Origin of the sequence: Polaromonas sp. AER18D-145, assembly GCF_002379095.1 — a bacterium.
Taxonomy (GTDB): domain Bacteria; phylum Pseudomonadota; class Gammaproteobacteria; order Burkholderiales; family Burkholderiaceae_C; genus Polaromonas.
On sequence record NZ_NBZV01000003.1, the window covers coordinates 125818 to 148927 of the forward strand.

The 23110-nt window shown below is 64.3% G+C and carries 20 protein-coding genes and 2 tRNA genes; 16 read left to right on the top strand and 6 right to left on the bottom strand.

Translation table 11 applies throughout. From position 1 onward, the window contains the following. Positions 1-245: 245 nt before the first annotated feature. The 6 genes from B7G52_RS03240 (at position 246) to B7G52_RS03265 (ending at position 7011) form a co-directional block, all read left to right on the top strand. Positions 246-590, top strand: coding sequence for an FKBP-type peptidyl-prolyl cis-trans isomerase (locus tag B7G52_RS03240; RefSeq protein WP_170954665.1), 345 nt, complete (start codon positions 246-248; stop codon positions 588-590). 171 nt (positions 591-761) lie between these two features. After that, complete coding sequence (gene pncB, locus B7G52_RS03245) at positions 762-1949, top strand: nicotinate phosphoribosyltransferase (RefSeq protein WP_096667872.1); 1188 nt, start codon at positions 762-764, stop codon at positions 1947-1949. Positions 1950-2029: 80 nt separating this feature from the next. Further along, positions 2030-3439 (top strand): sodium:proton antiporter, encoded by a 1410-nt coding sequence (locus B7G52_RS03250; protein ID WP_096696222.1) that lies wholly within the window; start codon positions 2030-2032, stop codon positions 3437-3439. A gap of 28 nt (positions 3440-3467) precedes the next feature. Next, the gene (locus tag B7G52_RS03255; RefSeq protein WP_096696223.1) at positions 3468-4454 is read left to right on the top strand and encodes a D-glycerate dehydrogenase; all 987 of its coding nucleotides are present in this window, start codon (positions 3468-3470) and stop codon (positions 4452-4454) included. Between the two features lie 9 nt (positions 4455-4463). Next, complete coding sequence (rmuC, locus tag B7G52_RS03260; RefSeq protein WP_096696224.1) at positions 4464-5810, top strand: DNA recombination protein RmuC; 1347 nt, start codon at positions 4464-4466, stop codon at positions 5808-5810. Between the two features lie 19 nt (positions 5811-5829). After that, complete coding sequence (locus tag B7G52_RS03265) at positions 5830-7011, top strand: MFS transporter (RefSeq protein WP_096696225.1); 1182 nt, start codon at positions 5830-5832, stop codon at positions 7009-7011. Here the strand turns inward: B7G52_RS03265 and B7G52_RS03270 are convergent. Beyond that, positions 6989-7852, bottom strand: a complete 864-nt coding sequence (locus B7G52_RS03270; RefSeq protein WP_096696226.1) for a TIGR00730 family Rossman fold protein — start codon at positions 7850-7852, stop codon at positions 6989-6991. The genes B7G52_RS03265 and B7G52_RS03270 overlap by 23 nt on opposite strands. Before the next feature lie 77 nt (positions 7853-7929). Continuing rightward, positions 7930-8484 (bottom strand): elongation factor P, encoded by a 555-nt coding sequence (efp, locus tag B7G52_RS03275; protein WP_096667885.1) that lies wholly within the window; start codon positions 8482-8484, stop codon positions 7930-7932. Positions 8485-8733: 249 nt separating this feature from the next. On the opposite strand from efp, the gene B7G52_RS03280 reads away from it, so the two are divergent. After that, entirely contained in the window at positions 8734-10458 is a 1725-nt protein-coding gene (locus B7G52_RS03280; protein WP_240523303.1) for a phosphoethanolamine transferase, read from the top strand. Here the strand turns inward: B7G52_RS03280 and B7G52_RS03285 are convergent. The 3 genes from B7G52_RS03285 to earP form a co-directional block, all read right to left on the bottom strand. Beyond that, entirely contained in the window at positions 10433-11797 is a 1365-nt protein-coding gene (locus B7G52_RS03285; protein ID WP_170954666.1) for a HAMP domain-containing sensor histidine kinase, read from the bottom strand. The two genes, B7G52_RS03280 and B7G52_RS03285, sit on opposite strands and share 26 nt — an antisense overlap. Positions 11798-11867: 70 nt before the next feature. Then, the gene (locus tag B7G52_RS03290) at positions 11868-12527 is read right to left on the bottom strand and encodes a response regulator (RefSeq protein WP_096696228.1); all 660 of its coding nucleotides are present in this window, start codon (positions 12525-12527) and stop codon (positions 11868-11870) included. Continuing rightward, entirely contained in the window at positions 12524-13648 is a 1125-nt protein-coding gene (gene earP, locus B7G52_RS03295; protein WP_096696229.1) for an elongation factor P maturation arginine rhamnosyltransferase EarP, read from the bottom strand. The genes B7G52_RS03290 and earP overlap by 4 nt, the downstream gene beginning before the upstream one ends. Before the next feature lie 94 nt (positions 13649-13742). On the opposite strand from earP, the gene uvrC reads away from it, so the two are divergent. From uvrC to B7G52_RS03310, 3 genes are all read left to right on the top strand, one after another. Further along, positions 13743-15689 carry an excinuclease ABC subunit UvrC gene (uvrC, locus tag B7G52_RS03300; protein WP_096696230.1) on the top strand — a complete coding sequence of 649 codons (1947 nt, stop codon included), beginning with the start codon at positions 13743-13745 and terminating at the stop codon, positions 15687-15689. 117 nt (positions 15690-15806) lie between these two features. Next, positions 15807-16373: a CDP-diacylglycerol--glycerol-3-phosphate 3-phosphatidyltransferase gene (pgsA, locus tag B7G52_RS03305; protein ID WP_096696231.1), complete on the top strand. Its 567-nt coding sequence runs from the start codon at positions 15807-15809 to the stop codon at positions 16371-16373. Continuing rightward, positions 16370-17278 carry a DMT family transporter gene (locus B7G52_RS03310; protein WP_240523304.1) on the top strand — a complete coding sequence of 303 codons (909 nt, stop codon included), beginning with the start codon at positions 16370-16372 and terminating at the stop codon, positions 17276-17278. The genes pgsA and B7G52_RS03310 overlap by 4 nt, the downstream gene beginning before the upstream one ends. Before the next feature lie 12 nt (positions 17279-17290). On the opposite strand, the gene B7G52_RS03315 is transcribed toward B7G52_RS03310, so the two are convergent. Continuing rightward, on the bottom strand, positions 17291-18244 hold the full coding sequence (locus B7G52_RS03315; RefSeq protein WP_096696274.1) for a LysR family transcriptional regulator: 954 nt from the start codon (positions 18242-18244) through the stop codon (positions 17291-17293). Positions 18245-18318: 74 nt separating this feature from the next. Between B7G52_RS03315 and B7G52_RS03320 the strand changes: the two genes are divergently transcribed. From B7G52_RS03320 to B7G52_RS03345, 6 genes are all read left to right on the top strand, one after another. Then, positions 18319-19197: an alpha/beta fold hydrolase gene (locus B7G52_RS03320; RefSeq protein ID WP_096696232.1), complete on the top strand. Its 879-nt coding sequence runs from the start codon at positions 18319-18321 to the stop codon at positions 19195-19197. An 18-nt stretch (positions 19198-19215) separates the two neighbouring features. Then, positions 19216-20316 (top strand): tartrate dehydrogenase, encoded by a 1101-nt coding sequence (locus B7G52_RS03325; RefSeq protein WP_096696233.1) that lies wholly within the window; start codon positions 19216-19218, stop codon positions 20314-20316. Positions 20317-20583: 267 nt separating this feature from the next. Next, the gene (locus B7G52_RS03330) at positions 20584-20856 is read left to right on the top strand and encodes an HU family DNA-binding protein (protein ID WP_026779519.1); all 273 of its coding nucleotides are present in this window, start codon (positions 20584-20586) and stop codon (positions 20854-20856) included. 25 nt (positions 20857-20881) lie between these two features. Continuing rightward, positions 20882-20957 (top strand) — tRNA-Val (locus tag B7G52_RS03335). A 97-nt stretch (positions 20958-21054) separates the two neighbouring features. Next, the gene (locus B7G52_RS03340; RefSeq protein ID WP_096696234.1) at positions 21055-22965 is read left to right on the top strand and encodes a SurA N-terminal domain-containing protein; all 1911 of its coding nucleotides are present in this window, start codon (positions 21055-21057) and stop codon (positions 22963-22965) included. Positions 22966-23019: 54 nt separating this feature from the next. Then, positions 23020-23095: transfer RNA gene (locus B7G52_RS03345), tRNA-His, on the top strand. Positions 23096-23110 lie beyond the last annotated feature (15 nt).

Sequence of the window (23110 nt, forward strand, 5' to 3'; positions counted from 1 at the left end):
CTGTCGCCTGTCCAAAGCTGCGCAGGCAGCTTTGGAGCCGCAGGCTCCAGCCCCTTGGGGGCCGCTGCGCCTGCGGACTGGCGAAGCCAGATCCGCGGCCCCTGCTTGGATCGGAAGGGCTCCACGCTTGCCACTGCACGGCGCTCGACAGCCTCCTGAACCCGCCTCCGGGCTGCCACTTGCGGGTAAAGTCAGGGGTTGGCGCCAAACAGCGTAGTTTTCATTTTTTTACAGAAAGAATCCCCATGAACACCACTCCCTCCGGCCTGCAGTACGAAGACACCGTGTTGGGCACCGGCGCGATCGCCAAGGCCGGCCAGAACGTCAAGGTGCATTACACCGGCTGGCTCTACAACGACGGCGTGCAGGGTGCCAAGTTTGACTCCAGCAAGGACCGCGGCCAGCCTTTCGAGTTTTCGCTCGGCGCCGGCCAGGTCATCAAGGGCTGGGATGAAGGCGTGCAGGGCATGTCGGTGGGCGGCACGCGTCGTCTCGTCATTCCGGCCGCACTCGGTTACGGTGCACGCGGCGCGGGCGGCGTGATTCCGCCAAACGCCACGCTGCTGTTCGAAGTCGATTTTCTGGGCTGAGTATTCTGTGATTCCACGCGGCCTGGGCACTTCCAGAAATTCAGTTTTTTGGGATGAAGTGCGAGGCGCGCGGCGCGCAGGATACCGGAATGCACTTGGGTGCATGAGGATTCCGAGCACCGCGCAACGAAGCAATTCGCCCAAAAAATGGATTTATGGAGGTGCCCGACCATGATCATCACCAGCCTGCTGGACACCGATCTGTACAAGTTCACGATGATGCAGGTGGTGCTGCACCAGTTTCCCGGTGCGCAGGTCGAATACCGCTTCAAATGCCGCAATGCCGGCGCGCCCGGCGTGAGCGACCTGGCGCCTTATGTCAGTGAAATCCGGGAGGAAATCCGCGCCTTGTGCAGCCTGCATTTCCAGGATGCCGAACTCGCCTACCTGCGCGGCATGCGGTTCATCAAAAGCGATTTTGTCGATTTCCTGGGGCTGTTTCACCTCAACGAGAAATACGTCAGCGTCAAGGCCTTGCCCTCGGGCGAAATCGAGGTCGTGATCGAAGGGCCGTGGCTGCACACCATCCTGTTCGAGATCCCGGTGCTGGCCATCATCAACGAGGTCTATTTCCGCAACACGCAAAAGCTTGCCGACGTGATGGAAGGGCGCAAGCGGCTCGACGCCAAGATCGGGCTATTGAAGGCCGAAGGCCTGTCCACGCTGAAGATCGCCGACTACGGCACGCGCCGCCGCTTTGGCCAGGCCTGGCACGAAGAAGTGCTGCGCACCCTGATTGCCCGCCTGGGCGCCGGCAGTGCCGGCCAGTTTGCCGGTACCAGCAACGTGCTGTTTGCCATGAAGCTGGGCCTGACGCCGCTGGGCACCATGGCGCACGAGTACCTGCAGGCCTGCCAGGCGCTGGGGCCGCGTTTGCGCGACAGCCAGGTGTTCGGCTTCGAGTCCTGGGCCAAGGAGTACCGCGGCGACCTGGGCATTGCGCTCAGCGATGTGTATGGCATGAGCGCCTTCCTGCGCGACTTCGACCTCTATTTCTGCAAGCTGTTCGACGGTGCGCGTCACGACAGTGGCGACCCGTTCGCCTGGGGTGAGCGCCTGATCGAGCACTACCGCAAGAACCGGGTCGATCCCCGGACCAAGACGCTGATTTTCAGCGATGCCCTGACGGTGCCGCGCACCATCGAGCTGTACCAGCAGTTCAGGGACCGCTGCCAGCTCGCTTTCGGCATAGGCACCAACCTGACCAATGACCTCGGCTACGAACCGCTGCAAATTGTCATCAAGATGGTGCGCTGCAACGGCCAGCCGGTGGCCAAGCTGTCCGACACGCCGTCGAAAAACATGTGTGATGACGAAAAGTACCTGGCCTACCTGCGGCAGGTTTTTGACATTGCATGAGATGGACAATAGGCGGGCCTACGCGACCGCATGTGGTCGGAAGCAGCCGGCTGGCCCCACTTAAAAAAACAGGAGACTTCATGAAAAAACTGCGCTGGATCGCGCTCGCGGCCTTGTTGTCCTTTTTGCCTGGCTGGGCCATGGCGGCCGGCTTTGACGGCAGCCAGCTGTCGCCGCTCTGGGGCATTCCGTTTGCCGGCCTGCTGCTGTCGATCGCCGTGATGCCGCTGCTGCTTCCCTCGTTCTGGCACCACCATTTCGGCAAGGTGTCGGCGGCCTGGACCCTGGCGTTTTTCCTGCCGTTTGCCGTGCTGTTCGGCCCGGCGCTGGCGGGCACCAGCCTTGTGCATGCGCTGGTCGCCGAATACATTCCCTTCATCATCCTGCTGACGGCGCTGTTCACGGTGGCCGGCGGCATTTTCATCCGCGGCAACCTGCATGGCAGCCCCGGGCTCAACGCCGCCCTGCTGCTGATCGGCGCCGTGCTGGCGAGTTTCATGGGAACCACCGGCGCTTCCATGCTGATGATCCGACCGCTGATCCGCGCCAATGACAACCGCAAACACGCCGCCCACATCGTCGTGTTTTTCATCTTCATCGTCTCCAATGCCGGCGGCTCGCTGACGCCGCTGGGCGATCCGCCGCTGTTCCTGGGCTTCCTGAAAGGCGTCGACTTCTTCTGGACGGTCAAGCATATTTTCCCGGAGACCCTGTTCCTGATCGGCAGCCTGCTGGTGATTTTTTACCTGCTGGACAGCTGGTATTACCGCAGGGAGGGCGTGCAGCCGGTGGACCCGACGCCGGACACCGGCCGCCTGGGCTTCGACGGGGCCTTCAATTTTGCGCTGTTGGCCGGCGTCGCTGGCCTGGTGCTGCTCAGCGGCTTCTGGAAGTCGGCGGTGGTGTTCGATGTCTACGGCACCGAGGTCGGCCTGCCTGGGCTGGTGCGTGATGCCGGCCTGATTGCCATCACCTTGCTGTCGCTGAAGATGACGGCCGACAAGGTGCACCAGGACAACCAGTTTTCCTGGGGGCCCATGGCCGAGGTGGCCAAACTGTTTGCCGGCATTTTCCTGACCATCATCCCGGTCATTGCCATGCTCAAGGCCGGGACCGCCGGGCCTTTTGGTGCGGTGGTGTCGGCCGTCACCCGGCCCGACGGCCAGCCGGACCCGGCCATGTATTTCTGGGCCGCCGGCGCGCTGAGTTCCTTTCTCGACAACGCACCGACCTACCTGGTGTTTTTCAACACGGCCGGCGGGGACCCGGCCATCCTGATGACGACGCTGGCACCAACGCTGGCCGCCATCTCGGCCGGCGCCGTGTTCATGGGCGCCAACACCTACATCGGCAACGCGCCCAATCTAATGGTCAAGGCCATTGCCGAAGACCGCGGCGTCAGGATGCCGAGTTTCTTCGGCTACATGGCCTGGTCGGGCGCGGTGCTGATTCCGCTGTTCATCGTCATGACCTTCATCTGGTTCCGGTAAATTCCTTTCAACCCATCGAAGAAACCCCATGAGCAAACCCAACATCCTCGTCGCCCGCGCCATCTTTCCTGAGGTCATCACGCACCTGCAGCAGCACTTCGAGGTGCATGCCAACCAGGCAGACGAAACCTGGTCGAAAGCCCAACTGATTGACAAGCTGCGCGGCATGGACGGCGCCTTCACCACCGGTGGCGACCGCATCGACGCTGAGGTCCTGGCCGCCTGCCCGACACTGAAGATCTGCGCCAACATGGCCGTGGGTTACAACAACTTCGACATCGATGCCATGACGGCCGCCGGTGTGCTGGCCACCAACGCACCGGATGTGCTGACCGAAACCACCGCCGACTTCGGTTTTGCCCTGCTGATGGCCACGGCCCGGCGCATCACCGAAAGCGAACATTACCTGCGTGCCGGCAAGTGGACCAAGTGGAGCTACGACATGTTTGCCGGCTCCGACATCCACGGCAGCACCCTGGGCGTGCTGGGCATGGGCCGCATCGGGCAGGGCATTGCCAGGCGCGGCGCGTACGGCTTTGGCATGAAAGTTATTTACCACAACCGCTCGCGGCTGGACGCTGCGCTGGAAACCGAGTGCAAGGCGAGTTACGTCAGCAAGGAAGAACTGCTCCGCACCGCCGACCATGTGGTGCTGGTGTTGCCGTATTCACCGGCCTCGCACCACACGATAGGCGCTGCCGAACTGGCGCTGATGAAACCCACCGCGACCCTGGTCAATATTGCGCGCGGCGGCATTGTGGACGACGCCGCGCTGGCTGCTGCGCTGCGCGACAGGCGCATTGCGGCCGCGGGCCTCGATGTGTTTGAAGGCGAGCCCCAGGTCCATCCTGACCTGTTGACGGTGCCCAACGTCGTGCTGACGCCCCACATTGCCAGCGCCACGGTGCCCACACGCATGGCCATGGCCATGCTGGCGGCTGACAACCTGATCGGATTTTTCAAGGAAAAAAGGCCACTGACGCCCCTGAATCCTGCGGTTCTTGCTACGAAGTAAATAGCACTGATGAACCCCTTGCAAGCCTGGCTGATCCTCGCGGCGCTGCTGCTGGTCCTGCTCCTGCTGGTCTGGCTGCTGCTGCGCAAGCCGGCCGGGAGTGGCCGTGAAGAGCTGCTTGCCAGCCTGGCCGCCGGGAACGACAAGCTCGAGCGTGAGCTGCGGCGGGAAATCGGCGACAGCGCGCGCGCCAGCCGCCAGGAGCTGGCGACGAGTTTTGCCACCTTCCAGCAAACCCTGGTGCAGCAAAGCGCCGAGGCCATCCGCACGCAAAATGCGCAGATCGACGCGTTTTCCCAGCAATTGACGCTGCTGCAGAAAACCCTGTCCGACACGCTGACCACGCAGCTCCAGTCCGTCAGCGAATCGAATGCGCGGCGCATGGGCGAGGTCCGGGAAACGCTGGAGAAACAGCTCGCGCAGTTGCAGCAGACCAACTCGGCCAAGCTCGACGAGATGCGCCAGACGGTGGACGAAAAACTTCAGACCACGCTGGAAACGCGTCTGGGCGAAAGCTTCAAGCAGGTGGCCGACCGGCTCGAGCAGGTGCACAAGGGCCTGGGCGAAATGCAGACATTGGCGCAGGGCGTGGGTGACCTCAAGCATCTGCTGACCAACGTCAAGGCGCGCGGCATTTTTGGCGAGGCGCAGCTCTCAGCCCTGCTCGAGCAGGTGTTCACCGTGGACCAATATGCGGCGCAGGTCATCACGCGCCGCGGCGGCAAGAACCCGGTGGACTTTGCGATCCGGCTGCCCGGCCGTTCGGACAACGGCGATCCGGTCTGGCTGCCGATAGACGCGAAGTTTCCCAACGAAGACTACGAGCGCCTGCTCGATGCCCAGCAGCGTGCCGACGTGCTTGGCGCCGAAGTGGCGGGCAAGGCGCTGGAAGTGCGTATCCGCATGGAGGCCAAATCGATTTCGGAAAAATACATCGAGCCGCCTTACACGACGGATTTTGCCATCCTGTTTTTACCGACCGAGGGCCTGTATGCCGAAGTCCTGCGCCGGCCCGGCCTGATGGAGGTGCTGCAGCGCGAGCATCGCGTCACGCTGGCCGGCCCGACCACCTTGCTGGCCATGCTGAACTCGCTGCAGATGGGTTTTCGGACCCTGGCGCTTGAAAAACGTTCCAGCGAAGTCTGGCAGGTGCTGGGCGCCGTCAAGACCGAATTCGGCAAGTTTGGCGACGTGCTGGCCAAGGTCAAGTCGCAGACTGAAACCGTGCTCAACACGCTGAGCAGCGCCGAGCAGCGCAGCCGGGTCATGGGCAAGGCCCTGCGCAACGTCGAGGCCTTGCCGGAGCTTGACTCGGCGCGGCTGATTCCGATGGACAAGGACCCGGACGAGGGTTGACCGGCACCCTGGTGACCGCATGACACCTGAACTGGCCCGCCTGATTCTGGCCCAGATCTGCCTGCACGCGTGTATGGCTGGCACCCGCATGGCCGCGCCCTTGCTGGCGCTGCGCGAGGGTTACAGTCCGGCCGCGGTCGGCGTGTTGCTGGCGCTGTTTGCCCTGACCCAGGTGTTTCTGGCATTGCCCGCAGGACGTTTTGCCGACCGGCACGGCCTGCGCCGGCCCATGGGTTACAGCGTCGTGGCGGCCGTGCTGGGGGCCGGGGTGGCCGTGGCTTTTCCGGTGTTTCCGGTGCTTTGCCTGGCGGCGCTGCTCACCGGCGGGGCAACGGGCGCCGCCGTGATTTCGCTGCAGCGCCACGTCGGACGGGCCGCGACGGGGGGCTTGCAGTTGCGGCAGGTGTTCAGCTGGCTGTCCATCGGCCCGGCGATTTCCAATTTTGTCGGACCGTTTTCGGCCGGTCTGCTGATCGACCATGCGGGCGCCGTGCCCAACAGCCTGTCAGGCTACCGGGCGGCTTTTTTCCTGATGGCGGTGCTGCCGCTGGCCAGCTGGTTCCTGGTGCGCAAAACGCGCGAGCTGCCGCCCGTGATTGCCGCGCACGGCGCCGGGCGGGGCAGCGCCTGGGACCTGCTGCGCGACACCACCTTCCGCCGCCTGATGCTGGTGAACTGGTTTCTCTCCTCCTGCTGGGACGTGCACACTTTTGTCGTGCCGGTGCTCGGCTTTGAACGAGGCATCAGCGCCTCGGTGATCGGTTCCATCCTGGGCGCCTTTGCCGTGGCCGCAGCCGCCATCCGCATGGTGATGCCGCTGGTGGCAGCGCACCTGCGCGAGTGGCGGGTGCTGGTGGTTGCCATGCTGGTGACGGCGGTGCTGTTCGGCGTCTACCCGTTCATGCAGACGGCGCTGGGCATGGGCCTGTGTTCAGTGCTGCTGGGTTTGGCGCTCGGCACGGTGCAGCCCATGATCATGAGCATGCTGCACCAGATCACGCCCGAGGCCAGGCACGGCGAGGCGCTGGGCCTGCGCCTGATGGCGATCAACGCCTCGAGCGTGGTCATGCCCATGCTGTTCGGCACCCTGGGTGCCGTCATCGGCATCACCGGCGTGTTCTGGGCCACCGGCGCGGTGGTGGGCGCGGGCAGCCGCGCCGCCTGGCTGCTGCGGCCAGCTACAGCTGATAAAAGGTCCTGATCGCGTCCCAGGCCACCTGGGGGTCGTCGACGTACTGGAAGAGCTTGAGGTCGTCGGGTGAAATCGCGCCTTCATCGATCATCACGTCGAAGTTGATCAGGCGTTGCCAGTACTCCGAGCCGAACAGGATGATGGGCACCGGTTTGGCCTTGCGCGTCTGCACCAGCGTGATGACCTCGAACAGCTCGTCGAGCGTGCCAAAACCACCCGGAAACGCCACCAGTGCCTTGGCGCGCATCATGAAGTGCATCTTGCGCAGCGCGAAGTAGTGGAACTTGAAGCTCAGCGAAGGCGTGACGTAAGGGTTGGAGTTCTGCTCGTGCGGCAGCGCGATGTTCAGACCCACCGTCGGCACGCCCATCTCCTGCGCGCCCCGGTTGGCCGCTTCCATGATGCCGGGACCGCCCCCGGTGCAGATGAACAGCTGCTCGTCGGGGGACCGGGTTTTGCTGTGGGCACCGACCAGGCGCGAGAACAGCCGGGCCTGGTCGTAGTAGGCGGCGTTGCGCACCTGCCGCTCGGCCAGTGCCAGGGCCTGCGCATCACCGGACTCTTTGGCGAGTTTCAGTGCCTGCTCGGCCTGTTCCGGCGCCGGGAAACGTGCACTGCCAAACACCACGATGGTGTTTTCAATGCCCTGGGCCTGCTGCTCCATGTCCGGTTTGAGCATCTCCAGCTGGAAACGGATGCCGCGGGTCTCGCGTCGCAGCAGGAACTCGGGATCGGCGAAAGCCAGTCGGTAGGCATTGGCCTCCAGCGGGATGCCCTTGTCGGAGTGGGCCTGCAGTTCCGCCCACGCGTCTGCGAGTCGGCTGCCGGATAAGTCGTCTGTTTGTTCCATACGTCGCTCTGAAAGTTTTCGGGATGCAAAAAGGCTCCGTCAGGAGCCTTTTTGCCAGGATGCCGGGAAGGGGCGGGTCAGACGCGTTTGCGGTATTCGCCGGTACGCGTGTCGATTTCAACCACGTCGCCCTGCGCCACAAAAATCGGCACACCGATTTCAAAACCGGTGGCCAGCTTGGCCGGCTTGAGCACCTTGCCGGAGGTGTCGCCCTTGACGGCAGGCTCGGTCCAGGTGATCTCGCGGTTGACGCTGGTGGGGAGTTCGACCGAGATGGCCTTGCCGTCGTAAAACACGACTTCGAGTTCCATGCCGTCCTGCAGGTAGTTCAGCGAGTCGCCCATGTTCTCGGCTTCGACTTCGTACTGGTTGTAGTCGGCGTCCATGCAGATGTACATCGGGTCGGCGAAGTAGGAGTAGGTGCAGTCCTTCTTGTCCAGGATGACCTGGTCGATCTTGTCGTCGGCCTTGAACACCTGCTCGGTGTTGAAGTTGGCGATCAGGCTTTTGAGCTTCATGCGCACGGTGGCCGAGTTGCGGCCGCCGCGGCTGTATTCGGTCTTGAGTACCACCATCGGGTCCTTGCCGTGCATGATGACATTGCCAGCGCGTATTTCTTGAGCGATTTTCATAACAGTTTCTAGTAGTGAGTTGGCCGCTAAATGCGTCTGGGATGATGCGGGTCCGCGGCGGGGAGGGTGGCATCGCCCAAATCTGGGGCAATGCAAAGCCCTGTATTTTAACGTTTTTTTCGGTCAACCTGCAGAATCGCCAGCCCTCCCGGCAGGGCGTGCTTAAGGGTGGTTTAAGTGTCCCGGCGACAGACTCCGGGCTTCCCTGACTCCAGGGTGGCCTTCCACGGTCACTCCCTCCGCGCCGCAATGATGACTGTTTCTGCCACCGGCGTCCTGACGCCGCCCACCGTATTGCCTTCGAAACCGTGGTTTCAGCGACCAGCCCTGCAGGTCGAAACCCTGGTGCTGCTCTGCGTCGGCTTTCTGCTGCTCAGCGGCAATGGGCCATTCTGGCGCGCGGCACTGGCCGGCCGCGGTTGGGGGCTGGCTGCGACCTGGGGTTTTGCGGTCGCCCTGTTGACTGCTTTCTCTGCGTTCTACTTCGCCTTCCTGGCATTGTTGGCGACACGCCTGACCGTCAGGCCGCTGCTGAGTGTGCTGGTGTTGTGCACGGCCTTCGCCTCGTGGTACATGGACCATTACGCCATTTACATGGACCGGGCGATGCTGCGCAACGTGTTGGCCACCAATGTCAACGAAGCCCGGGAGCTGTTTGTCTGGGGCATGCTGCCGCACCTGCTGCTGCTGGGCGTGCTGCCGGCGGCGCTGGTCTGGTGGCCGCAACTCAAGCGCCGCAGCCTGGGCCGGGCGCTGGCTGTCCGCCTGGGCTGGCTTGCGGCCGCGCTGGCAGTGGGCACGGCCAGCCTGTTGCTGGTGTTTGCCGACTTCGCTTCGCTGATGCGCAACCACAAGGAGGTGCGTTATCTGCTGACCCCGGGCAATGTGGTCGCCGCCCTGGCCGGCAACGCGCTGGGCGGCGTGCAGCGGCCGTCGCAGCCCAAATTGCCGGTCGGCGAGGATGCCCGCCTGGGCGCCAGCTGGAGCGGCCGGACCCGGCCGGTGATGTTTGTGCTGATCGTCGGTGAAACCGCGCGCGCGCAGAATTTCTCTCTCAACGGTTACGCGCGCCAGACCAATCCGCTGCTGGCCCGGCAGGACGTGATCAATTTCCCGCATGCCACTGCCTGCGGCACCTCGACCGAGGTTTCCCTGCCCTGCATGTTTTCGCCGTACGGCCGCATCCACTATGACGAAGAGAAGATCCGCGCGCATGAGTCGGTGCTGCATGTGCTGGCCCGGGCCGGCTTCAAGGTGCTCTGGCGCGACAACCAGTCGGGCTGCAAGGGTGTCTGCGACGGCCTGCCCGCCGAGCAACTCGATGACGCCAAGGTGGAAGCACTCTGCGCCGAAGGCCATTGCCTGGACGAGGTGTTGCTGCAGGGCATGGAGGGCGTCGCGCGGGACACCCAGGGCAACCTGCTGGTCGTGATGCACCAGCTCGGCAGCCATGGGCCGGCCTATTTCAAACGCTACCCGGCGGTGTTCAGGCAGTTTGCCCCGGCCTGCCAGAACGAGGACCTGAGCGCCTGCACGGCCGCCGAAATCGTCAATGCCTATGACAACTCGCTGCTTTACACCGATTTTTTTGTGTCAAAGGTGATTGATTTCCTCGTAGGTGCGCAGCAGCAGTACGACACGGCCATGGTGTATGTGTCGGACCACGGCGAGTCGCTGGGCGAGGGCGGTCTGTACCTGCACGGCATGCCTTACCCGATCGCGCCCGAGGTCCAGAAACGCGTGCCGCTGGTGATGTGGCTGTCACCGGGATTTCGCCGCAGCTTCAACATTGACCAGGAATGCCTGCGCACGAATGCGGGGGCCGAGGTCAGCCACGACAACCTGTTTCACTCCCTGCTGGGTGTGCTCGATGTCCAGACACTGGCCTATGACAAGTCGCTGGACCTGTTTGCGCCCTGTCGCCCGGCGCCGACACCGGTGGTGGCCCTCAACGGGCTGGAAAAAGCACACTGACACGCAAGCCGGTGCCGCCGGGCGCTTCGCCCAGCGTGATGTCGGCGCCGTGGCGCTCGGCCACCGCCCGGGCAATCGCCAGCCCCAAGCCACTGCCATGCGGCGCGTGGCCGTTGGCACTGATGTTGGTGCCCCGGTAGAAGCGGTCGAAGACCCGCTCCCGCTCCGCGGCGCTGATGCCGGGTCCGCTGTCGGTCACGCGCAGGCAGGGACGGCCCTGGTCGACCTGCGCGGCCACGTCGATGCGTCCGCCCGGGGGTGTGTGGCGTAGCGCGTTGTCAACCAGGTTGTTCAGCAGGATGGCCAGTTGCTGCACGTCCGCGTGGACGGTTGGCGTGCCCTCGGTCACGGCGCCCAGGTCGATGTTCCTGTCGTCGGCACGCGCGCTGAAACGGCCCACGGTGGATCGGGCCAGTTCTGCCAGATCCACCGCCTCTCGGCGCAGGGCCGGGGTTTCCGGCGCCAGCCGCGACAACTGCAGCAATTGCTCGACCAGGTGCTGGGCCCGGTCGATGCCGGCGCGCAGTTGCATCAGCGCCGCCTCGCGCTGGGCTTCATCGCTGGCGCGTTCCAGTAGCTGCAGTTGCAGTCGCAGCGCAGTGATCGGCGTACGCAGTTCATGGGCCGCGTCGGCCAGAAACAGCCTTTGCAGCGACAGCGCGCCGCCCAGCCGGGCCATCAGGTCGTTGATCGCCCCTATCAGCAGGTGCAATTCCGGTGGATGGGCCGAAAGCGCGATGGGGTGCAGGGCTTCGACGCTGCGCGTCGTGACCTCGCTGGCCGCCAGCGCCAGCGGCGCCAGGCCGCGCCGCAGCGCCAGCGTCAGCATGCCGGCAAGCAGGGCCAGCATCACGAGGGCGGGCAGGATCAGCACGGAACCGGTGTCGCGCGCCAGCGCCTGGCGCTCGCCGTCCCGCTGGGCGGCCTGCACAATGCCGTCATCGAGCACAATGGTGTAAAGGTGCCAGCGCTCCTGGCCGACGTTGACCACGCTCAGACCGCTGCGCGAGCGAAAGGGCAGGTTGACCGCCGGGTCGGACCGGTTCAGCAGGGTGCCGCTGCGCGTCCACGCCGCCGTGACGAACTCGAACTTGCCATATTCCTCATAGACCCGCGGCAACTGCTCGGCCAGGCTGGGGGTGCGGGCCATGCCGTAGGTGCCGTGGTGGTTGGCCACCGCGAGCGCGACCTGCTTGAGGTTGTCTTCAAACACCTCGCCCATTTCGTGCGCCAGCGTCCAGTACGAGATGCCCACCAGCAGGCTGGCGCCCGCCACCAGCGCACCCATGGCCCACAGCAGGACCCGGTGGTGGATGGATTGAACGGGACGGGTGCTCATGGCTTGTTCCTTGCGGCGTTGTTTTGCATGGCGGCTATCCCCGGCAGGCCGGGACCCCTCGCCGCGTCGCTCATGGTGCCACCACCTTGTACCCCACACCGCGCACATTGCGGATGGTGTCGGCGCCGAGTTTGCGGCGCAGCTTGTGCAGGTAAACCTCGACCGCGTTGCTGCCGATTTCCTCGGCCCAGCCGTAGATGGAGTCTTCCAGCTGGGCCCTTGACAGCACGGCGCCGGGGCGCTGCATCAGGGTCTCCAGCAGCGCGAATTCGCGGGCGGACAGGTTCACGTTTTCGCCTTTCAGGCTGACCTGTTTGCGAACCGGGTCGAGGCTCAGCTCGCCGCATTGCAGCAGCGGGGAGCCGCCGCCGGCATGGCGGCGCAGCAGCGCACGCACGCGGGCGATCAGCTCGTCCAGGTCGAAGGGTTTGAGCACATAGTCGTCGGCGCCCGCATTGAGCCCGGCGATGCGGTCGGACACGGCGTCGCGCGCCGTCACGATCAACACCGGCACGGCGTTGCCGCGCGTGCGCAGGCCCTTGAGCACCGCCATGCCGTCCTGGCCTGGCAGGCCGAGGTCCAGCACGGCCAGGTCGTAAACCCCGTTGGCCAGCGCGCGCTCGGCGGCGTGGCCTTCCATGACCCAGTCCACACTGAACCCGGCGTCGGTCAAGCCCTGGCGCATGGCCCGGCCAATCATGGTGTCGTCTTCCACCAGCAGCAGCCTCATGGCGCCGGCGCCTGTTTCTGCATGACAAAGTCCAGCAGCTGGGTCGCCAGGTCGGGTTGCTGCTGCAGGCGCTGGCGGGCCGCGCGGGTGCAGCCGGTCCACAGCGCCAGCTCGGGTGCCGGCAATTCCGCCTGCGGGCCGTTCCACACCTCATGAAAATGCCTCAGCGACGGCGGCGCCTGCAGCATGTCGAGAAAGGCTTGCAGCTTGGCCTGGTGGGCCTGGTCGGCCTGCGGGTAAATCTGCCAGACGAAGGCCTGGCCGGCCCAGAGCGCGCGCACCACCGAATCTTCGCCGCGTACAAAGTTCAGGTCGCAGGCCCAGAGCAGGTGGTCGAAATCGTCCTGGCGCAGCCAGGGCAGGTATGAAATTGATAGCGGCTCGAGCCCGCCCTGGTTGGGCTTCGGCCACTTTTTGTCTTGAACCGCGGTCTGGACGGCGGCTGTGGCGCGGCCGGCAGTCACGAGCAGGCGCACCGGCGCGGCGGTGGTGCCCGCCTGCACCAGCTGGTCCAGCAGCTGCGCCAGGGCGGGGGGCTCGTAACAGAACAGCGACACCAGCATCTCGCCGTTCCAGTCAATGCCGCGCCCGGCCAGCCAGGCCTCGCGGTCAAAAGCCGCTTGTCGCGCCGCCAGCGTGGACTCGCGCAGCAGCCCGCCGGTGGCGGCGGTGAAACCGGGGTAGAAAAACCATTTGGTCCAGCCGGCGGCCGGGCCGCGCTGCACTGGCGAGGGCAGGGCATGGCAGCGCTCCACCCAAGGCTCGGCGGACAGGTATTCGAGGTTGATCCATACGGGTTTTAGGCCTGTAGCCCCTTCTCTGTCTGCGCAAGTAGCTATGAATTCAGGAGCGATGTCGCAGCCGAAGGCCTCCACCAGCACCTCGCAGGGCGCGGCATCCAGGCGCAGGATGTTCATGCCCAGCGGTTCCAGCCAGGGCAGGACCGTGACGCCGTCGCAGCCTTCAGGCGCCATCCAGTGCAGGGCGGACGCGTCATCCACCCACAGCCGCACGCGCTGCCCGCGCGCCGCCAGTTCAGCGCTGAGCCGCCAGCAGACGCCGATGTCGCCGTGGTTGTCGATGACCTTGCAAAAAATGTCCCATTGCGGGCGATGATCCATGTCCGGATTGTCCACAATACGGGAGCTGCCAGCCAGAAATGCCGATACTTCTACCGGAAGACGGCCCCGCCGGCCCAACGCGCACCCCACCACCATGACCCCATCGCACGAATTCGATCCCCAGCTGCTCAGCGAAGTCGCGGCACTGCCGGCCATGCCCGGCGTCTACCGCTACTTCGATGCGGAGGGTGCGGTGCTGTATGTCGGCAAGGCGCGCGACCTGAAAAAACGGGTCTCCACCTACTTCCAGAAAAACCACGGCGGCACCCGCATTGGCCACATGGTGACCAAGATTGCGCGCATGGAGACCACGGTGGTGCGCTCCGAGGCTGAAGCGCTGCTACTTGAAAACAACCTGATCAAGACGCTGAACCCGAAGTACAACATCCTGTTCCGGGACGACAAGAGCTACCCCTACCTCAAGCTGGCGTCGCACGACTTTCCGCGCGTGGCCTACTACCGCGGCGCGGTGGAGAAAAAACACCGCTACTTTGGGCCTTACCCCAGCGCCTGGGCGGTCAAGGAAACGATTTTGCTGCTGCAGAAGGTCTTCAAGCTGCGCACCTGCGAAGACACGGTGTTCAACAACCGCACGCGGCCCTGCCTGCTGTACCAGATCAAGCGCTGCTCCGCGCCCTGCGTCGGCCACGTGTCGCCCGAGCAGTACGCGCTGGACGTGGCCAACGCCGAGCGTTTTCTGCAGGGCCAGGCCGGGGAGATCCTGACCGAGCTGGAAAAGCAGATGCGGGGCCGTGCGGAAAAGCTGGAGTTCGAGCAGGCCGCCGAACTGCGCAACCAGATCTCGGCGCTGTCCAAGGTGCTGCACCAGCAGTCCATGGAAACCGGCGGCGACAAGGACGTGGACATCCTGGCGGTCAAGGTGCACGGCGGCAAGGCCTGCGTGAACCTGGCCATGGTGCGCGGCGGCCGGCACCTGGGCGACCGGCCGTATTTCCCCACGCATGTCGAACATGCGGCCGACTTGGCCGGACTCGATGAAGACGATGTGGAAGGCGGCGCGGCGGGCGGCGTCGAAGGTGGTGAAGGCGGTGAGGGCGCCTTGGCCGGCAAGACCAAAAAACTGGAGGCCCTGGTGCTGGAGGCTTTCATCGCCCAGCACTATGTGGGTGTGCCGGTGCCGCCCGTGCTGGTGTGCAGCGAACCGGTGGACAAGGAACTGATCGCCGCGCTGGTCATGCAGACCGGCACCAAGGTCACGGCGGTCCACCAGCCGCGCGAGCAGCGCCGCATCTGGCTCGAGATGGCGCAGACCAATGCCGAGCTGCAGCTGGCCCGGCTGCTGGCCGAGCAGGGCTCGCAGCAGGCGCGCACGCGCGCGCTGGCCGAGGCGCTGGACCTGCCGCTCGACAAGCTCGATGCGCTGCGCATCGAATGTTTCGACATCTCGCACACGGCCGGTGAGTCGACCCAGGCCTCCTGCGTGGTGTTCCATGGCCACAAGATGCAAAGTGCCGAATACCGCCGCTACAACATCGAGGGCATCACGCCGGGCGACGACTACGCCGCCATGCGCCAGGTGCTGATGCGCCGCTACAGCAAGCTCGCCGAAGCGGCGCGCAACAACACCGCCCGGCTGCCGGACCTGGTGCTGATCGACGGCGGCAAGGGCCAGGTGTCGATGGCGCGCGAGGTGTTTGAGGAACTCGGCCTGGACCTCGGCCTGATCGCTGGCGTCGAGAAAGGCGAGGGGCGAAAGGTCGGGCTGGAGGAGCTGGTTTTTGCCGACGGCCGCGACAAGGTTTACCTGGGCCGCGACTCGGCGGCCCTGATGCTGATTGCCCAGATCCGCGACGAGGCGCACCGCTTTGCCATCACCGGCATGCGCGCCAAACGCGCCAAGGTGCGCGTGGGTGCCAGCCGCCTCGAAGACATCGCCGGCATTGGCCCCAAAAAACGCGCCAACCTGCTGCAGCGTTTCGGCGGCATACGCGGCGTGAGTTCGGCCAGCGCCGAGGACATTGCCACGGTGGAGGGCATTTCCCGCGAGCTTGCCGAAGAAATCTACCGCGCGCTGCATTGACCGGGAAGACGTATTTGCGCCACGAAGCGGTGGGAAAGTGGCGTGAAAGCGGCGGTATTTGAGGGGGGCCGCCGGCCCGCCCGTTCGGCCCGGCGCTGCGCATGTCAAAATCAGGCCATGTTTCTGACCATACCCACCGTGATGACCTGGACGCGCATTGTCGCGATTCCGCTGATCGTGGGCATTTTCTATCTCGACATGACACCGGCCAGCCGCAACCTGATTGCCACCGTCATGTTCGTGGTGTTTGCGGCCACCGACTGGCTCGACGGTTTCCTGGCACGCAAGCTGAACCAGACCTCTTCCTTCGGTGCCTTTCTCGATCCGGTGGCCGACAAGTTTCTCGTCTGTGCGTCCCTGCTGGTGCTGGTGCATCTGCAGCGCGCCGATGTGTTTGTGGCGCTCATCATCATCGGGCGCGAGATCGCCATTTCCGCCCTGCGCGAGTGGATGGCGCTGATAGGCGCGACCAAAAGCGTGGCGGTGCACATGCTCGGCAAGATCAAGACCACGGTGCAGATGATCGCGATTCCCTTCCTGCTGTTTGACGGCATCCTGTTCGGCATCATCAACACCAACGTCTGGGGCACCTGGCTGATCTGGCTGTCGGCCATCCTGACGGTCTGGTCCATGGCCTACTACCTGAAAAAAGCCATTCCCGAAATCCGCGCGCGCGCCAAATGAGTTCGCCCGGCTCGAACAGCGCCCTGATCCGGGCCATGCCTGCCGTGTTTGTGCTGATCTGGAGCACCGGCTTCATCGTCGCCAAATACGGCCTGCCTTATGCGCCGCCGCTGACCTTTCTGGCCATCCGCTACGTGTTGTCGCTGGCCTGCTTTCTGGTCTGGATCGCCATCGCACGGGTGGCCTGGCCCGGCAGCCGCTCGCAGTGGCTGCATCTCGGTGTCACCGGCATCCTGATTCATGCGGGATACCTCGGCGGTGTCTGGTCGGCCGTCAAGGGCGGCATGGGTTCGGGCCTGTCGGCGCTGATCGTCGGCCTGCAGCCGGTCTTGACGGCGGTCTGGGTCTCGCGCATGGGGGACGCCAGCCAGAGCGGCAACCGTGTCAGTGCCCGCCAGTGGCTGGGCCTGGTGCTCGGGCTGGCCGGCCTGCTGCTGGTGGTTTCGCGCAAGTTCGGTGCGGGCAACGAGGCCACCTCCTATACGCTGGCTTGCGCTGTTTTTGCGCTGCTCAGCATCACCATCGGCACGCTGTACCAGAAACGTTTTGTCCAGGCGGCCGATGTGCGCAGCGCCAATGCCATCCAGCTCGGCGCGGCGCTGCTGGTGACACTGCCTTTCGCCTGGTTCGAGGCAGAGCCTGTGCGGTTGACTGGAGAGTTCGTGGGGGCGCTGGCCTGGTCGGTGCTCGCGCTCACGCTGGGTGGGAGCTCGCTGCTTTACATGCTGATCCAGCGCGGCGCGGCCACGGCCGTGACCAGCCTGCTGTACCTGGTGCCGCCCACCACCGCGCTGATGGCCTGGTTGCTGTTTGGCGAGTCCATCACCGTGGTCACGGTGCTGGGGACCGCGCTGACGGCACTCGGGGTCTGGCTGGTGGTGCGCAACGGGACCCGGGCCGCCTGAGGCTGTCCGGGATCAGGCGGGCAGGCGCCAGGGCTCGTGCCTGAATTTTTCCGCCAGGCAGTCAATCAGCAAACGCACCCGCTTCGGTGTCTGGGGCCGGAAGGGCGCCAGCCACTGGATGTCGGCGTCCAGCATGGCGTACTGCGGCAACAGCCGCACCAGCTTGCCCGAGCTGAGCTGGGCCTGCACGTCCCACAGGCTTCGGAGCATCACGCCCCGTCCCTGCAAACACCAGTCGCGCACCAGTTCGCCCGAGTTGGAGGACAGGGTGCCCTGCACGCGAACACGCTGATCGGGGGGAGCCTCTGCTGCGGCACCGGATTTTCTGCGCGGGCCGCGCACGGCCTGCAGGTGCCAGGTGTCGAACTGGCGATCGTTCTCCCGCGCGATCAGGCAGTTGTGCTGCGCCAGTTCCGCCGGCGTGGCGGGTTTGCCGTGCTGGCGGACATAGGCCGGGGCGGCCACGACCACGCGCTGGTTGCTGGCCAGCTTGCGTGCCGTCCACTCGCTCGCGCGTTGCGGCCGCGGTGACCAGAGCCAGACGGCACCGTCAAACCCTTCCGCGGCCAGATCGGGCAGCTGTTCGTAGAGCTGCAGCTGGATCTGGATGGCCGGGTGCCTGGCCTGGAATTCGGCCAGCACCGGCCCCAGCCAGATGCGGCCAAAGCCGAAGGTCGCCGCCAGGCGGATCAGGCCCGAGGCTTCCGACTTGCGTTCCTGCAGGGACTGCTCCAGCGCATCGAACTGGTCCAGCATCAGGCGCGCTCGTTCGCACAGCAACTCGCCTTCGAGGGTGGCGGCCACCCGCCGGGTGGTGCGCTGAAACAGCAGCAGGCCGAGGTCGGCCTCCAACTGGGCCAGGCGCTTGGTCACGGCGGAAGGCGCCATCTGCAGCGCCTCGGCGGTGGCCACGAGGCTGCCATGCTGCTGAATCGCGACCACCAGGGCCAGGTCGGCACGTTCCATAATTTCCATTTAGAGAATAATCAATTATCAGATTATTTCTTGATTCAAGGGGGTCTGGCAATCACAATCGCTGCATGTTTGAAGCATTCGAGACCTTCGAAGCCAGCCGCGGAGCGGTCAGGCTGCACGGCCGCAAGGGCGGGCAGGGCAAGCCCCTGTTGCTGCTGCACGGCCACCCGCAGACCCACGTGATGTGGCACGCGGTGGCCCCCGCGCTAGCCCAGCACTTCACCGTGGTCATGATGGACCTGCGCGGTTATGGCGATTCCGGCCGGCCGGCTGCGGACCCCGGGCACCTGGCTTATTCGAAGCGCGAAATGGCGCGGGATGCGCTGGCGGTGATGCAGCACCACGGCTTCGACACGTTCCAGGTGCTGGCCCACGACCGCGGTGCGCGCGTGGCGCACCGGCTGGCCGCCGATCACCCCGCGGCCGTGCAACGCCTGATGCTGCTCGACATCGCGCCCACACTGGCCATGTATGAGAACACCTCGGAGGCGTTTGCGCGTGCCTACTGGCACTGGTTCTTCCTGATCCAGCCGTCACCCCTGCCCGAAGCCCTGATTGAATCCGGCCCGGTGCGTTACCTGCGCAGCGTGATGGGCAAGCGCCATGCCGGGTTGGCTGCCTTTGTGCCGGCCGCGCTTGCCGAGTACGAGCGCTGTGTCCGGATTCCCGGCACGGCGGAGAGCATTTGCGAGGACTACCGCGCGTCAGCCACGGTGGATCTGGTGCATGACCGTGCCGATGTGGCCGCGGCAAAGCGGTTGACGCAGCCCCTGCATGTCCTCTGGGGCGAGCATGGCGCGGTTGGCCAGTGTTTCGACGTGATGCGCCTCTGGCGCGAACGGGCCGTTGACGTCTCGGGCCTGAGCCTGCCCTGTGGGCATTACATTGCAGAAGAAGCGCCGGCACTGCTGCTGGCGCAAGCCCTGAATTTTTTCAAACCCTGAACCCCAAGGAAGACAAGCATGAGCAAGAACACCGGAAAGAAAAGAATTGCAGTCATCGCCGGCGACGGCATTGGCAAGGAAGTGATGCCTGAAGGCATTCGCGTGATGGAGGCCGCTGCGGTCAAGTTCGGCATCGACCTGCAGTTTGATCATTTTGATTTTTCGAGCTGGGACTACTTCGAAAAACACGGCAAGATGCTGCCCGACGACTGGAAAGACCAGATCGGTGGACATGATGCTATTTATTTCGGCGCGGTGGGCTGGCCTGACAAGATTGCCGACCACGTGTCCCTGTGGGGATCGCTGCTGCTGTTCCGCCGCGAGTTCGACCAGTACATCAACCTGCGGCCCGCGCGCCTGATGCCCGGCATCATCGCCCCCGTGGTGCGGCGCGATGGCTCGGCCCGCGCGCCCGGTGAAATTGATTTTTACATCGTGCGCGAAAACACCGAAGGCGAGTACTCGAGCATTGGCGGCAAGGCTTTTCCCGGGACGGACCGCGAGTTCGTGTTGCAGGAGTCGGTGTTCACGCGCATCGGCGTGGACCGCGTGCTCAAGTTCGCCTTCGAACTGGCGCAATCGCGTCCGAAGAAACACCTGACCAGCGCGACCAAGTCCAACGGCATTTCCATTTCCATGCCTTACTGGGATGAACGTGTCGTCGAGATGGCCAAGGGTTATCCGGGCATCCAGCTCGACAAGTTCCACATCGACATCCTGACGGCGCACTTTGTCCAGCGCCCCGACTTCTTCGATGTGGTGGTTGCCAGCAATCTGTTCGGTGACATCCTGAGCGACCTCGGCCCTGCGTGCACCGGCACCATCGGCATCGCCCCCAGTGCCAACCTCAATCCCGAGCGGAAGTTTCCTTCGCTGTTCGAACCGGTGCACGGATCGGCGCCGGACATTGCGGGGCGCGCCATCGCGAACCCGATCGGGCAGATCTGGTGCGGTGCCATGATGCTGGAGTTCCTGGGGCACAAGGATGCACATGATGCGGTGCTTGCCGCGATTGAAAAAGTCCTGGCTCCCCACAGTGGTGCGCCGCGCACCCCCGACCTCGGAGGCACGGCCAACACGGCCGATGTGGGCAAGGCCATTGCGGCGGCGCTGGGTTGAAGCGCGCTGTTCAGTCTGTGACAGGCGGCCCCTGAAATGCAGGGTGTGCTTACGAATAGGGCGCGAAAGCGTGAAAAATAAGGCTAGAATCCGCCACCGCACGTTGTAAAAATCTGATGTTGTATTGACACGATGGGAGTCCATGGCTCTAATTGGAATCAGCAGACGATCTGCACATGCCGCCTCCCGCTGCCATCTTTGTGACAGGTGTCCAGGGGAGATATCCAAGAGACAACCAGATTAACTTTTAACAACGAGGGGCTCCTTGTGAACAAGACTGAACTGATCGAGCACATTGCCAAGAACGCTGACATTTCCAAAGCTGCCGCAACGCGCGCGCTGGAGTCAACCATTGGCGCTGTCAAGTCAACCCTGAAAAAAGGAGGCTCCGTGTCTCTGGTGGGTTTTGGCACTTTTGCAGTGGGCAAACGTGCTGCCCGCACCGGCCGCAACCCGCGTACCGGCGATGCGATTAAAATCAAGGCAGCCAAGGTGCCCAAGTTCCGTCCCGGCAAAGCGCTCAAGGACGCACTGAACTGATGGGCATGAAGTAAAAGTTGAGGTGGGGTGCTTAGCTCAGTTGGTAGAGCAGCGCCCTTACACGGCGTAGGTCGGCGGTTCGAGCCCGTCAGCACCCACCACCGACTGGACAAAAAGGCGAACAGATGTTCGCCTTTTTTATTGATGGCTTGACGCAAGTTTTAAATGGCCGATTGACAGCCGCACAGGAAATTCGAGATGTTTGATTTCATTCGCAAGCACACCAAGGTCACGATGGCATTGCTGTTTTTGCTGATTGTTCCGTCCTTCATATTGGTCGGCATGAACAACAACGGCCCCACCGGTGACGCCGGCGGCGTTGTTGCCGTCGTCGACGGCAAGGACATCACGCAGCCCGAATGGGATGCGGCGCACCAGAACGAGGTGAGCCGTCTCAGCGCATCGATGCCGACGCTGGATGTCAAGCTGCTGGACTCGCCTGAAGCGCGTTATGGCACGCTGGAACGCCTGGTGCGCGACCGCGTGCTGGCGGCCGCTGCTGCGAAGAGCGGCCTGGTGGTTGCGGACCAGAAACTGCAGCGGCTGTATGCCGAGGACAAGGCCATCGCCGCCTTCCGGCTGCCGGATGGCAAGTTTGACCGTGCGGGCTTCATCGCGCAAACGGGCATGGCGCCGGAGCAGTACGAAGCGGGCCTGCGCGCCGACCTGGCCTCGCGGCAGGTCATGCTGGGTGTCTCCGGCACGGGCTTTGCCTCGAAGGCCGTGGCTGACGTTTCACTCAATGCCTTCTTCGAGAAGCGCGAGGCGCAGGTGGCGCGTTTCAACACGGCCGACTATGCCGCCAAGGTCAACCCCAGCGATGCGGACCTGGAACAGTTCTACAAGGACAACCAGGCCTTGTTCCAGGCCCCGGAAGAAGCCAGCATCGAATACGTGGTGCTGGATCTGGATGCCGTGAAAAAAGGCATCACGGTCAACGAGTCGGACGTGAAGACGTATTTCGAACAGAACGCACCACAACTCGCAGGCAATGAAGAGCGCCGCGCCAGCCACATCCTGATCGAGGCGCCAGCCTCCGCACCCGCGGCCGACCGCGAAAAGGCCAAGGCGAAAGCAGCGCAGCTGCTCGCGGCCGCCAGGAAAGCGCCTGACACGTTTGCCGAGCTGGCCCGTAAAAATTCGCAGGACACCGGTTCTGCCGCAGCAGGCGGCGACCTGGACTTCTTTGCCCGCAATGCCATGGTCAAGCCTTTCGCCGACGCCGCATTTGCAATGAAGAAGGGCGACATCAGCGAGGTGGTGGAAACCGAGTTTGGCTACCACATCATCAAGCTGACCGACGTCAAGGTCCCGAAACAGAAGACCTACGAAGAGATGAAGCCCGCGCTGGAAGCGGAACTCAGGCAGCAACTGGCGCAGAAGAAATTTGCCGAAACGGCAGAAACCTTCAGCAACGCGGTGTACGAACAGTCCGACACCCTGCGCCCGATCGCCGAGCGGCTCAAGCTCGAGGTCAGGGCAGCCGCCAAGCTGACGCGTACCCCCGTGGCGGGCGCCACCGGCGTGCTGGCCAACCCGAAGTTCCTGACGGCCCTGTTTTCGCCCGATTCGGTGGAAAAAAAGCGCAACACCGAAGCCCTTGAAGCAGGCCCCAGCCAGCTGGTGTCCGGCCGCATCACCCAGTACAGCCCGGCCCGGACCTTGCCGCTGGCAGAGGTCAAGGACCGCGTTCGTGCACGCCTGCAGCAGCAGCGCGGCGCCGAGATGGCCCGCAAGGACGGCGCCGAAAAACTCGCGGCCTGGAAAGCCAGCCCTGCAGCCGCCACTTTCCCGGCGGCGGTGGTGATCTCGCGCGACCAGACGCAGCAGTTGCCCGCGCCGGTGGTCAGCGCCGCGCTCAGCGCAGACGCGGGTGCTGCGCCCGCTCTGGTGGGCGTGGACCTGGGCGCGCAGGGGTATGCCATTGTCCGGGTGACCAAGGTGCTGCCGCGCCCGGCACAGGCCGCCGACATCGCCCAGCAGGACCAGGCCCAGTACACCCAGTGGTGGACCTCCGCGGAAAGCCTGGCGTACTACAACATCCTGAAACAGCGTTTCAAGGCCGACATCAAGGTGGCCAAGCCCGCCGAGCAGAAAGCCGGCGCATAAAGCAGCGCGCGCGGCGCATAAGGCGCGCAGTTCCCGCTATAATGTGAGGCTTCGGTGGCTGTAGCTCAGTTGGTAGAGTCCAGGATTGTGATTCCTGTTGTCGTGGGTTCGAGCCCCATCAGCCACCCCAGTATTTCAAGAAAAA